The sequence below is a fragment of the Echinicola strongylocentroti genome (assembly GCF_003260975.1).
GTDB classification, from domain to species: Bacteria; Bacteroidota; Bacteroidia; order Cytophagales; family Cyclobacteriaceae; genus Echinicola; species Echinicola strongylocentroti.
This window is the reverse complement of the sequence record NZ_CP030041.1, coordinates 6,155,894-6,169,722: the sequence shown is the minus strand read 5'-3', so window position 1 is coordinate 6,169,722 and position 13,829 is coordinate 6,155,894. Positions and strand designations below refer to the sequence as shown.

General features: G+C 45.7%; 9 protein-coding genes. 4 read left to right on the top strand and 5 right to left on the bottom strand.

Annotated features, from left to right (window positions below):
* Nucleotides 1-24: 24 nt before the first annotated feature.
* Nucleotides 25-384 carry a response regulator transcription factor gene (locus DN752_RS24015; protein ID WP_112786315.1) on the bottom strand — a complete coding sequence of 120 codons (360 nt, stop codon included), beginning with the start codon at nt 382-384 and terminating at the stop codon, nt 25-27.
* Between the two features lie 285 nt (nt 385-669).
* Between DN752_RS24015 and DN752_RS24010 the strand changes: the two genes are divergently transcribed.
* From DN752_RS24010 to DN752_RS23995, 4 genes are all read left to right on the top strand, one after another.
* The gene (locus tag DN752_RS24010) at nt 670-2,337 is read left to right on the top strand and encodes an amidohydrolase family protein (RefSeq protein WP_112786314.1); all 1,668 of its coding nucleotides are present in this window, start codon (nt 670-672) and stop codon (nt 2,335-2,337) included.
* Nucleotides 2,338-2,348: 11 nt separating this feature from the next.
* Nucleotides 2,349-3,725, top strand: coding sequence for an amidohydrolase family protein (locus DN752_RS24005; RefSeq protein ID WP_112786706.1), 1,377 nt, complete (start codon nt 2,349-2,351; stop codon nt 3,723-3,725).
* 35 nt (nt 3,726-3,760) lie between these two features.
* The gene (locus DN752_RS24000) at nt 3,761-5,062 is read left to right on the top strand and encodes an amidohydrolase family protein (RefSeq protein ID WP_112786313.1); all 1,302 of its coding nucleotides are present in this window, start codon (nt 3,761-3,763) and stop codon (nt 5,060-5,062) included.
* A gap of 69 nt (nt 5,063-5,131) precedes the next feature.
* A complete protein-coding gene (locus DN752_RS23995; RefSeq protein WP_112786312.1) occupies nt 5,132-6,307 on the top strand; it encodes a C40 family peptidase in 1,176 nt (391 codons plus the stop codon).
* Nucleotides 6,308-7,326: 1,019 nt separating this feature from the next.
* Here DN752_RS23995 and DN752_RS23990 read toward each other — a convergent pair.
* The 4 genes from DN752_RS23990 to DN752_RS23975 form a co-directional block, all read right to left on the bottom strand.
* The gene (locus DN752_RS23990) at nt 7,327-8,751 is read right to left on the bottom strand and encodes a glycoside hydrolase family 28 protein (protein WP_112786311.1); all 1,425 of its coding nucleotides are present in this window, start codon (nt 8,749-8,751) and stop codon (nt 7,327-7,329) included.
* 45 nt (nt 8,752-8,796) lie between these two features.
* The gene (locus DN752_RS23985; protein ID WP_112786310.1) at nt 8,797-9,981 is read right to left on the bottom strand and encodes a glycoside hydrolase family 88/105 protein; all 1,185 of its coding nucleotides are present in this window, start codon (nt 9,979-9,981) and stop codon (nt 8,797-8,799) included.
* A 198-nt stretch (nt 9,982-10,179) separates the two neighbouring features.
* Complete coding sequence (locus DN752_RS23980) at nt 10,180-12,366, bottom strand: glycoside hydrolase family 65 protein (RefSeq protein WP_112786309.1); 2,187 nt, start codon at nt 12,364-12,366, stop codon at nt 10,180-10,182.
* Nucleotides 12,367-12,492: 126 nt separating this feature from the next.
* Nucleotides 12,493-13,770 (bottom strand): pectate lyase family protein, encoded by a 1,278-nt coding sequence (locus DN752_RS23975; RefSeq protein ID WP_112786308.1) that lies wholly within the window; start codon nt 13,768-13,770, stop codon nt 12,493-12,495.
* Between the last annotated feature and the right edge of the window lie 59 nt (nt 13,771-13,829).

Genomic DNA, 13,829 nt, shown 5'->3' with positions numbered 1-13,829 from the left:
TATTCCCCAATAAGGTAGTTATTACTAATTGAACAGTCTCTTTACGCGAATTGCAAGCTCATTGGGATTAAAGGGTTTTGGTACAAAGTCAGCAACGCCCATGTTAAAGGCTTCCATGACAGTGCCCTCTTCATCTCCCAGTGCGCTCAGAACGATTATTGGACATTTTGGGTATTTATTCTTAGCAAATTCAATGATTTCTATACCACTTTTATAGGGAACCATAATATCAGTAATTATCAAATCCGGTTCCCAATTATCTAATGCATCAAGCCCTTTATTACCATCTTCAGCGATCACCACTTTATGTCCTTCTTTTTTTAATCGAAATTCAACCATTTTCAAAATGAGTTGGTCGTCTTCTATTACTAAAATATCCTTCATGCTGGGTTTTGTGCTTATTACTTTTCCTAAAAGTATGCACTTTTCTGTACAATTCTAACTTAAACTACCATTCATAAAATGACAAAAAATCAGATTATTCTTTTATTCCATAATAAATGTAATTTGAATAAAAAATAATGCTTTTAGGAATCCAATCGGTATAGGTAAATTTTGATTATGTCAAATAATAGAACCTTTCAAAGAATATCCTTCTTAGAATGTGGAATCTTTTATTAGTTTTCCACAATATTAACTTTATACCAGAACTATTATACCCAAATGTGTATGATTAAAAGATTGACCATTTTAATGATGGGGATTTGTCTGATGGGAATTCATTTGGTGCATGGCCAAAGTGACCATACTGGACACAGAAGAGTGACAGGTACCTACGCCATCACCAATGCCACCATCACCACCCAACCAGGAAAGCAACTTTCCGGATCCACTATCATCATCAAAGATGGCCTGATCCAGGCCATCGGAAAGAATGAAACCATCCCAGTGGATGCAAAGATCATCGAAGGGGATTCTTTGTTCATCTATGCCGGCTTTATTGACATGGGCAGTCAAGCAGGCGTCGAAAAACCTGAGGAAGCAAAGAAACCCGAAAACTTTGACCCATCCAATCCACCAAACGATGTCGCAGGCATAACCCCTGAGCGGTCCGTACTGGACTATTGGGACATCTCGGACGGCAGTGTCGGTGACTGGAGAAAAGTCGGCTTTACCATTGCGCAGCTTTTGCCCAAGGGTGAGATGCTTCCCGGTAATGCAGCACTAGTGGTCTATGGAGCGACCGAATCGACCAATGTATTGGACGAATCCACTGGTCTCTATGCCCAATTCGAAACCGTACGCGGCGTATACCCGGGCACTACCCTCGGACTGATGGCCAAATACAGGGAACTGTACAAAAATGCAGAGCTGAAAGACCAACATGCCCAACTGTTTGCTAGTAATACCAATGGCATCAGTAGACCGGAAAAAAACAAAAGTCTGGAAGCTTTCTATCCCGTGATCAATAAACAGGTACCGGTGATTTTTGAGGCCAAGGAGGAACTGGAAATCCGACGGGTACTTAAGCTACAGCAAGAACTGGGCTTCGAATTGGTCATCACTGACCTAGAAGAAGGAAGCAACTTGGCCCAGGAACTATTGGAGGCAAATGCCCAAGTGGTTCTTTCCTTGGACCTCCCGGATGACAAAGCCGCCGAAGCGGACCTAAAAGAAGCTACAGAAGCAGCCAAGTCAGCCCATAAGCGGGTTGTAGAAGCCTATAATTCTTCATTGGCCAATGCTGGGAAGTTTGAAAAAGCCGGTGTTAAATTTGGTTTTTCGTCCAATCATGTCAAACAAGAAGATGCGTTGAAAAACCTGCGATTGATGATTTCCCATGGCTTGAGCGAAGAGGGAGCTTTGGCTGCCTTGACCACCCACCCTGCCCAGATCTTGGGGATCGACAATTTTGCCGGGACAATCGAAAAAGGAAAGCTCGCCAACTTGGTCATTGCTACGGACAGCATTTTTTCGGAAGAGGCGAAGATCAATTATGTCATGGCAGATGGATACCTTTTTGAGTATGATGTCACCAAATCCAAGAAAGGAAATGGGGAGGCTAAAAATCTTACAGGCAAATGGAATTATACTTCAGAAACTCCAGGTGGCACCTCCTCTGGAGAAATTAGATTTTCTGATAAATCAGGTAACCTATCAGGAGAAATCGATGTAGATGACCCCAATGGAGGCGGAACCATCACCAGAGAACTGGAAAACATCAGTTATAATGGTAAAGACCTGAGCTTTACTTTCTCCATTACGGTTCAAGGTCAAAAACTGACCGTCAGTACAAAAGGAAAGGTAGACGGAGCCGATTTTAACGGTACCATCAGTATCAGGGACATGGGCAACTTCTCCCTTACCGCCAAAAAAGTACCTGATCTTAAATTCTAATGACGAAGCAAATGAGGAAATTAACCTATATCATAAGCGCCCTGCTATTAATAGGAGCGCAGCAAGTAGATGCACAAACCCCCAAAGGCAGTCTTTTAATCCAGCATGCCACCGTGCTCACTGTCACACAGGGGACACTTGAAGACACCGACGTGCTGGTGCAAGATGGTTTGATAAAAAAGATAGGCAAAGACCTTTCGGCCTCCTCCAAGGTGGAGACGATCGATGCATCCGGAAAATACCTGATGCCCGGGATCATCGATGCCCATTCCCACTTGGCCTTGGATGTGGTAAACGAGGCCACCGCCCCGATAACTGCAGAAGTGTCCATTGCCGATGTGATCAATCCATTTGACGTAGGAATCTATCGGGCCCTTGCGGGAGGTACCACCATAGCCCATGGACTCCATGGGTCAGCCAATGCCATTGGCGGTCAAAGCATCACCATGAAATACCGCTATGGCACCCGAAACCCTGATGACATCGTCATGAAAGAGGCGCCAAGAACCATCAAGTTTGCCCTGGGCGAAAACCCTACCAGGGTACATGGAAGGGGTAAAAACATCCAACCACGAACGAGGATGGGCGTGGAAGCCGTCATCAGAAATGGCTTTAATGAGGCCTTGCAGTACAAAGAAAATTGGAAAAACTATAACAGTTCCAAAAATCAAAAAAACAGTAATGCCGTTCCTCCTGTATATAACCTGCGCTTACAGACCTTAGCGGATATTCTGGACGGAAAGATCATCATCCACTGTCACTCCTACCGAGCAGATGAGATCTATATGCTGATCAATGTATGCAGGGACTTCGGAGTGGACAAGCTGGTTTTTACTCACGTGAATGAGGGCTTTAAGGTGGCGCCAGAACTTGCCAAATACACCATGGGAGCTTCCGTATTCAGTGACTGGTGGGCGTATAAGTTTGAGGTATATTATTCCACTGCTTATAATGCCGCTATCCTGACAGAAAATGACGTCGTCACTTCTATCAATTCAGACTCTGACGAACTGATCCGTCATTTGTACCATGAGGCTGCTAAAACGCAACGCTACGGTGGCCTGACTGATGAACAGGCACTTGCACTGATCACTATTAATCCAGCTAAGCAGCTCGGAATAGATGAATATGTAGGGTCAATAGAGGAAGGCAAACAAGCAGATTTGGTGATTTTTGATGAGCATCCCCTTTCTGTCTATGCTGTTCCCCAAATGACCTTCGTAGATGGAGTAAAATACTTTGACATCAATGAAGATGAGGATGACCAAAGGCTGAAGGTAAGCCCTACAGAAATGGTAGAACCTGTTTATTTACAGGCAGAAGAAGAGAGCTGTATGCACGGAGTCGAGCTCTTTACCGAAGGTACTACTTTCACACATTCTCACTAATTTAACTCATTGATATTAAGATAATTAAATAGCATATGAAGAAATTTAATTTAACGATATACTTGCTATTGCTTCTCCTTATTCCGGTGGTTTCTTACGGCCAGATAGAAGGGGAAGTATTAAAGCCACAGAATGGCAAGTTTTTGCTCCAAGGTGGTACAGTGGTCACGGTCACCAATGGCACTTTAGAAAACACCAGTGTCCTACTCGAAGGCGGTAAAATAGTCGCTATTGGTACTGATCTGGATGCCGCTGGTGCTACTGTGCTGGATTGCGATGGCCAATACATCTATCCTGGCATGATAGACAGTGGTACCCGGTTGGGATTGGTGGAAGTAGGCTCTTTGGCCGAAACCCAAGACTATGCCGAAATAGGCAATGTCACTCCAAACATGCAAGCACTTACTGCCATCAACCCTAATTCAGTGGCTATACCGGTGACTCGTGTCAGTGGAGTTACCACTGCCCTTTCTGTTCCTTCCGGAGGGTTATTTCCCGGTACTGCTGCCTTGATCAACCTCAATGGCTACACACCTGATCAAATGTACACTGGCTTTAAAGGTATCCCCATGAACTTTCCTACCTCAGCAAGAAGGGGAAGATGGGATCGGCGATCAGATGAAGAAATCAAGAAAGATGCAGAAGAGGCCATGAAAAATATCAACGATATCTGGGACAGGGCCACTACCTATGCAAAGCTTGAGGAAGCCGATGCCGAATTGACCTATTATCCAGAAATGGAACAGTTGGCCAAAGCAGTTCGTGGTGAATTGCCGCTGCTGATAGAAGTCAACAAAGCCGATGATATTCTTTCAGCCCTCAAGTGGATAAAAGAGAAAGAAGTAAAAAAAGCGGTTCTTACCGGTGTTTCGGAAGGTTTCAGAGTGGCAGAAAAAATCGCTGATGCCGGTATTCCTGTGATCACTGGCCCTGTATTGGCCTTGCCGGCAAGGTCTTCGGATCGGTATGACGCAGCTTATACCAACCCTGGCAAAATGCTCAAGGCTGGAGTAAAAGTAGCTATCAGGACCTCTGACACGGAAAATGTTCGAAACTTGCCTTTTAATGCGGGGTTTGCAGCTGCCTATGGAATGGGCAAGGAAGAAGCATTAAAGGCCATCACCATTGTGCCTGCTGAAATCTTCGGGGTGGATGACCACCTTGGGTCGATTGAAAAAGGGAAAAGTGCTACCGTATTCGTAGCCGATGGCGATCCATTCGAGCCAAAGACACAGATTATCCATGTATTTATAGATGGATACAAAATCCCCATGACCAGTAGACACATCCGTCTCTATCAAGAATTCCTCGAAAGAAGCCCTGGTTTGGAAGAATAAGAAGAATCCCCGGTGAACTTTCCGGGGATTTGTTTTATTTAGTAGTTGTTATCCAACGGTTATAAGAAGATGAAACAGTTAAAATTATTCCTAGGAACTTGCTTTCTTTTGGTTGCAGGTGTTTTTTCAGGATGTCAGCCTGATCACGAGGAAAGCCATTCTGCTACTCCCCTGATATCACAGGTAAAGGAATCCCATGCGCCAGACAAGCGTGTTGCTCTATTTGATATCACCTATAGCAATGATTCCTTAAAAGGGCAAACGAACCTTCCTCGTGCATTAGGGGAATTGACAGCCAAACTGGACAGTGCTGGTATTCCCTACACCAATGTGGTCGAACAATTGCCTGATGCAGCCCTAGAGGGCAAAACGCACGGTGTGGTGACCATTTCTGTAGCCAATATCCGAAGTGCACCCAAGCATTCGGCAGAGCTGGCCACACAAGCCACGATGGGAACTCCCGTAAGTGTTCTGAAGAAAGCCGGCAGTTGGTATTTGGTACAGACGCCAGACAAGTACATTTCTTGGGTGGATGCAGCAGGTATAACGCTCATGGACAAGAATGCTTTCAATCAATGGGAAGCCAGCCCAAAATTGGTTTTTACAGGGCTCTTGGGCTATGTCTATGAAAGTGAGGATAAATCCATGATGGTCAGTGACCTTACTGCAGGTAATTTATTGAAATTACTTGGAGAAGACAGAAAGTACTACCAAGTGGCCTTGCCCGATGGTCGGTCGGGCTATTTGGAAAAAGAGGTGGCCATGCCCTTTGAAGAATGGATCAGTAGTCGGTCATTAAGCGATAATAACCTCATCAGTACAGCTAAAAACATGATGGGAGTACCTTACCTTTGGGGCGGTACTTCGATAAAGGGGGTGGATTGTAGTGGATTTACCAAAACCATCTATTTCCTCAATGGCCAAGTCATTCCAAGAGATGCATCCCAGCAAGTGAATGAAGGAGAGTTGGTGGATACGGAGAAAAACTGGGATAAGCTGGAAGTAGGTGATTTATTGTTCTTTGGAAGAAAAGCAACTGAAGACCAACCAGAAAGGATTGTGCACGTGGGCATGTGGATTGGCAATAATTCCTTTATCCACTCCAGGGGACGTGTCCGGATCAGTAGTTTTGACCCCGACAGTCCGCATTATGATGAGTATGAGCTGGGAAGGTACTTAAGGACCAAAAGAATACGTCAGGTTCCCAGTGAGCACATCATCGAGGTGGCCAAGGCCATGAATTAGACGTCATATAATAAAAGGATACCTGGCTGCGTTATATAATAGACTAAGGTCGATAAAAGAAAACGTTGCTTATCTTATACAGCCAAATCGGTTGTATAATTCAGCCCTCTTCCATTCCGGGAGAGGGCTTTTATGTTTCACGTTCAATAAACCTATGTATTCTATCTTCCTATGTGGTTAAATACAATATACCGTTCTTTATAGCATGATGTAGTTGAACAACATAGGTACATAGGGCACAGTAGTAACTTGTTGTTCCAGCAGCTGTGCTGCGGAACCACGAAAATTGAGTTTTTAACTCACCTCTACTTTTCAGAGCTGCTCTTGGGTGAGATGCCAAATGTAGTTGAACAACATAGACACATAGGGCACAATAGGAAATACTGCTACGATTGGCTGCTAGTTATAAACCTAAGAAAATCAGTGAAAATCTGCCTGATCAGCGTTCCATCATTAGCCAAAAAACCTATGTCTTCTATCTGCCTATGTGGTTAAATACAATACCCGTCTTTAGACTACGATTTATGGTTAACAACATAGGTACATAGGGCACAGTAGTAACTTGTTGTTCCAGCAGCTGTGCTGCGGAACCACGAAAATTGAGTTTTTAACTCACCACCACTTATGATAGCTGCTCTTGGGTGAGATGCCAAATGTAGTTGAACAACATAGACATATAGGCCACAATAGGAAATACTGCTACGATTGGCTGCTACTTGTAAAACCAAAAAAATCAGTGAAAATCTGCCTGATCAGTGTTATCAGCGTTCCATCATTAATCAAAAAACCTATGTCTTCTATCTGCCTATGTGGTTAAAACAATACCCGTCTTAAAATTAACAACATAGACACATAGGCCACAATAGGAAATACTGTCACGATTGGCTGCTAGTTATAAACCTAAGAAAATCAGTGAAAATCTGCCTGATCAGCGTTATCAGCGTTCCATCATTAGCCAAACATCGTTGCCCTGCACTATCTATGTGGTTACCAACCAAATATTCCCTAGTCCGGCACCATTACTTTTCATAGTGCACTTCTTCGCCATTGATCAGGACGTTATCAAATTTGACATCCTCCATGTGATTTACGTTAAAAACCTCATCTACTCCGTCAATGCGGCAGTTGATCATCTGAAAGTTGGTCACTGGCGAACTTTCATAGGCATTGGCCATGACGGCGTATTTTCCTCCGTCTTTTACTTGAAGGTTTTCGACGATGACATTTTTGATGGTAGGGATATGCTCTCCTTCTTCTTCATAGAACATATTAAAGCGGACAGCAGCTTCGCGGTAAGTGCCCACGACCACATTACGCATGTAGATGTTCTCCACGGTACCGCCTCTTTTTGACGAAGTTTTGATGCGCAGTACCCGGTCGAGGTTGGGGCTGTCCATTACCAGGTTTTGGGCGAAGACATTCCTTACACCTCCGGAAATTTCACTTCCCATCACCACACCACCGTGTCCTTCTTTCATTTCACATCCTTCGATGATGATGTTTTCCGATGGAATGCCCGGAATCCTTCCGTCCTCATTTCGGCCAGATTTGATGGCGATACAGTCATCTCCAGTGTCAAAGTAGCAATCCTTGATCAATACGTTCCTACATGCTTCTGGATCACAGCCGTCATTGTTTGGCCCAAGGGTCTCTATCTTTACCCTTTCTACCGTCACATTTTCGCACAACACCGGATGGAGGTTCCACATCGGGGCATTGATCAACTTCACATCTTGGATCAAAACATTTTTGCATTCAAAAGGCTGGACAAACTGTGGACGCATATAATGCCCTTCCCCAAAAATCCGCTCGTCCAACGGCACCTGATCGTGCACCATTTCATGCAACAGCTTTCTGGAAGGATTCTGCCTTCCCATACCTTCTTTCCAGCCAAAATGCTTGGCACCACACCAAGGCCACCAGTTTTCCATATCTGCATGGCCATCCAGTACTCCCTTGCCAGTAATCGCAATGTTTTCTTGCTGATAAGCATAGATGAAAGGAGAATAGTTCATTAGCTCCATTCCCTCCCATCGACTTCTTACCAAGGGCAAAAAATCTTTGGGATCACGGCTAAACCGCAAGGTGGCGCCTTCTTTCAGGTGCAGGTTCACATTGCTCAGCAGATGCACCGCACCAGTCAAATAAACGCCTTGGGGAATGACCACTCGTCCGCCACCGGCCTCGTTACATGCTTTGATAGCCGCCGCAATGGCTTCGGTATTCAATGCCTTGCCACCTTCCTCGGCACCGTATTCGGTAATATTAAAGTCCTTATCGGGAAATTCCGGTACGGTGATCAAGCCCCGGATGGAATCCAATTGTGCCCATGGACCAGTCTCCGCTACTGTCTGATCCTCCTTCTTTTCCGACTTTTGGCTGCAGGACGCAACCAACATGGCTACTGCCAAACCTAAAATGTAAAACTTACTGGTAATGTTCATTTTATTTATTCGTTATGATCTTTAAAAGCAATCTAAATTTTACAATCATCTCCCCAGCTCCAGGGCCGCCATGATAAAAGGCCCTACACCTTTGGGGTCGTTGATGCGGATTTTTTCATTGACGTAATAGTCATAAGTGCCATCGCGGTATGGACTTCCGCCAAGCCCTGCTACAGCACAAACCTGTGTCAGACTGACTTCTCCATTTTCCTTCACCTCTATCAATTGATCCACCAAGCCATCAAATCCCTTCTCTGCCGTCTGCTTGAAAGAAGGGTCTAGATGGCCTTGGTTTACGCCTTTGGCAAGGGCGTAGACAAACATGCTTGAAGCCGACGCCTCCAGGTAGTTGCCTTCTTCCCCACCTCGGTCAATCACCTGGTACCACAAGCCGCTTGCTGCATCTTGATGCTCACGAACAGCCACGGCCAGACGCTGTAAGATGCCCTTCAGCACCACCCGTCCATAATGTTCTTCTGGTAGAAAATCCAATGCATCTACCACGGCCATGGCATACCAACCCATTGCCCTGCCCCAGATATTGGGAGATCGGCCTGTTTCAGGATCGGACCAAGCTTGGAATTTGCTTTCATCCCAACCATGGTAAAGCAAGCCGGTTTTGGGATCGCGCAGGTGTTTTTCCATCAGCACCAGCTGTAATACTCCCTCATCAAAAGCTGCCGGATCATCAAGCTCCTGCGCATACTGCAACAAAAAGGGTGTACCCATATAGGCACCGTCAAGCCACATCTGGTTGGTGTACCGTGCCTTGTGCCAAAAACCACCTTCGCTGGTCTTTGGTTGGTACCTCAACTGCTTCCTCAGGGTTTCTATCGCCGTTTTGTATTTCTCATCATCCGTTTTATTGTAAAGGTTAAACAACAATTTTCCGGAATTGATCATGTCAATATTGTACGTCTCGTACTTATAGGTTTTGATCTCACCGGAAGGATCGATCAACTTATCCGCATAAGCTTTGATGTATTCGTAATATTTATCATCGCCAGTCTCTTTCCACAGCTCCTCAAAAGCATGCAACATCAGCCCCTGTGGATAACTCCACACCGGACGGTCCATAAAGTCAACTTGCCACGCTTCAGGATTGCGCTTCATCACCGATAGTGCCATCCGCTCTGACCAATCCAAGCTTGTGGAAATCGGCCTTTCTTGACCGAAAGTCAGCTGCGCAAAAAACACGGAGACGATTAGCAGTATGCTTATTTTTTTCATGGTAATGGTTCAATTGTTTTGTTAAATGTTTTGAAGGTTGTCAAGTGGTAAGATTACAAATCTTGAACAGTTTAATTGAGTCAGAGACTCAAAGCTTGCCCGTGCTGGGGCAGAGACCCAGCACAACCCCAACATAGGCCTCAGCACAACCCAGCATTCTCATATCTCAAGTCTCAATACTCATGTCTCACAACTCACCTACGGCATCTCCCTCAATCCTTCCCACTTCACGTTCCATTTGCCATTGTCCGGGAATCCGGGAGTTGGTCTGTCGGGAGCTCCTTCCCATCCGGCAGCCATCATGGCCACGGTGGTCAGCAGGCCGCCATTTCCTGGGAGGTAAATCCTAAGCCTTTTATCTTGATAATTATGCCCATTGGGCAAATAGGTATTTTTCTCTTCTCCCATAAACAGGGCGTCCAAAGCCGTCTCCGGCATATCCAATCTGGCAGCATTCATGGCCATCATCGGATAATCCCAGCCCCAGGTAGTTTCCCAGTTCCAAATTTTCAGGATCTTCTCCAAGGTATTTTTCATGATGGTGGTGTCGATCATTTCTGTTTTGGGCAGAATGCCATATGCACCTAGCACGACAGGATGGTCATGCAGGTAAAAATCGTCCTCATAAGCCCTTGGATGGGTACTGCTGGGCAAGTACAGGCTATCCTTGATCGCCAAAGGCGCCAAATTGTCCAGTACTTCACGCCATTTTTTATTTTCTTCCATACCAAGACGCTCCTGCCAGTCAAGGGCTACGTTCAGCCCATAGTGCCAGTAGGCCAACTCAAATGGCGGGTCATCAGTGGCATTGGCAGGAAACAGTTCTTGCGCAGGAATCAGCGGTGCTATCAAATGGTATTTGCCATCGCCTTTACTGTCCTTGGCAAAAGAGGCCATAAATTCAGCTGTCTCAAACACCAGTTCTTTGTACTTCTCCAATGTGGCTGCTTCAGGGCGTGCCTGATAAATTTGCTCTACAAAGTAGAGGATATGTGGCTGCTGCCAGATCAGGTAAGGTGCTACGCTGGAAGGACTCTCATCTCCATAGGGATCGGTCATCTTTTGCCATCTGGCACCTTCATAACCTTGACGTTTGGCGGTGGCCCTGGCTTTCTCCAGCGAACTAAAATACCACGGAAGGCTCTTCTCCATCAATCCGATGCGGTTCCATAGTCCAAAATGGGCACCATGCCACCAATGCATTTCCATGTGGAATTTGCCATACCAGCTGTTCATGGTCAATCCGGTCTCTTGGGGCGGCAGGGAACCTGCGCAGTTTACTTTCGTCAAATATTGGGAAAGCACTACTCTCCTTTCGAGTTCATTGGCACGCTCATCGGTACATTCCGAGAAGTCAATAGCTCCACCCGATTGCCAAAACTCCTCCCAGCCAGCTTCACTACTCTTAGCTGTCGAGCCAAAGTCAGGCAGTTCGCTTTCTCCCTCTTCGGAAAACAATGCTGTGAACTCCAAGGTTTCTTGTCCTTCTTGGGCATTCAGCAAAAACGTATGCTTTGCTGCCGTTTCGAAGGCGCCGTTCCCTTCCCAGCTCACATCTGTCACGTACTTGGCACTGTCCAGCGTTCTGGAAATACGTACCTGACTTGGCCGCATCACTTCCAGATAAGAATCATGCTTATCAGGCTGTGTCCAATCATATCCCGGGCAAACATGACATCCCGAACCGTAAGGAAACCTGAATTTCACTTTTAATTTTCCACTGGCCACTAAAGGAGAACTGATCTTGGCTGAGATACCATCTTTTTCCTGATGCCCATACAGCTCCACCTTCACGGGCTGTCCTTCTATACTGTATTCACTAGTGATCTTTCCTTTCCAGAGATCCAGCTCCTGATGGACATCCTGCAGGTCGTCCACCATTACTTTTGAGCCATCTTCTTTGGTGATTTCCAGTCCAATAATCCCCAAGTGCAACCGATGAGGGCTGGTACGAAAATAATCGGTAACTTTCTTCTTCCTGCCCTCTTTCCACTGAACAGGAAACGAAATCACCTGACCAATGGCCGATGTGTCATACCGCAAGATCTCTTCCCAGCGGTAGTTGTCAGGATTGGGAAAGGCATGCCAACCCCATTGGCTCTGCGTGCCAAGGGAAACGCCCTTTTCATAATATTCAGGGAACGTCTGCAGCCCACTGACATCCACCGTATAGGCAAACTCACCATTCCCGACACTGAGTGAGGCCAAGGTATCTGGTTTTTCCAGCTCCACATTATGGCGATTTACCAAAGCAAACCGGTCAATGCCACCACCGGAGTTTTCTTCATTATGTTCATCATTACCAGCACAGCCAAAAACGGCTATTCCTGAAAGCAGTAACACACACCACGTGCGAAAGGAAGGGGAAAAAGAAAATTTGATCATGAGGGTACTATTGTCTTTTTGTATTTATTTAAACGCTAGTCAATCGGTAAACCAATCCATTGAACCTTGTTCAATTAACAAGTATTAACTATCTAATATTCAGTATAATAAATCAATCGTTTGATGCTATTCATTGAAGGTTATCTGCCGATCGTTTACCAAAGTATTAAGATAGTTTTCTAACGCGGTATAACCATACTTATCTGTCCTGTTCCTATCGCTATCATCTTTGGGATCAAGCCCTTGTTGCTTTTCATAGCGGTCAGGCATGCCATCACCATCACGGTCTTTTGGAGCTTTGCCACCCTTTACTTTTCCGGGGCCTTTCATGGGCAAGTTCATTTCATCACTGATGGTTCTTCCTGTCTTCCCTAGCGACGCTAAGTCCTTGATAAGAAATTCATCCACCTCATCTCGGCGCAGCGATGCCCCTACCCCTTCCATTACTTCTTGATAAGCTGTCAGTGCGGGTTTTATGGTGACTTCAGGATAATCAAAAGGTGCCTCCATCCAGGTCACTGGCTCGTAGACTGTCTTCTCCACTACTTTACCATCCAATTGGCCATTCACGTTTCCATCATACCAATTGTCACGGGCATAGAGGTGAAAGTTCTCGTTGGATCGATTAAATGGTGGTGTATCGCCTGTTTCGGGACCGGCGATAAAATAGTTTCCAATAACATTGGCATGGGACAATCGTGCTGATCCTCCGCCTTGGATATAGCCCGCCACTGCCCAGTTATACACTACATTATTGACGTACTGGTTGGTACCCTTTACTTTGGGGTTACGGGTGTGGTTATTGATCCAGAGGCAGTTTAAGATAGATACCCCGCCAGAAGGCTGGATAAGCCCTCCTGTAGAATGCGTCTGTAGTCCCTGTCCAATAATGCTGTGCTGTAAAGTCACCTCCTTCACATCCCCGTTCAGATCGAAGGTACCGTCCCTTCCCCAAGTAATGGAGACATGGTCAAAGATCATATCATGCCCCGTGGCTATGGCTACGGCATCTTTACCTTTATCACCCACTTTGCCCATCCTGACACGGATGTAACGTGTAATGGTATTATTTGCTTCGGTGTAGGACAGTCCATTGCCATAGATGGTAATCCCGTCGCCAGGTGCCGTTTGGCCAGCAATGGTGATGTTTTCCCGAACTATTATCCGCGACTGGATCCTGATGATCCCGCCCACTTCAAATACCACCGTGCGGTTGGGCTCACTGACAGCATCACGAAAAGAGCCGGGCCCTGAATCATCAAGATTGGTTACTTTGTACACGGTTCCACCTCTCCCTCCTGTGGCAAACCTCCCAAAACCTTCCGCCCCAGGAAAGGCCAATTGTTGCGCATAGGTCAGGGAGGTGACCAAAAAGGCCAATACAAATGGTACTATTTTGTTCATTATCGCTTGAATTTTTAGTTATCAGTTACTTAATGATTGGGTTATTGAGTTACTGGGGT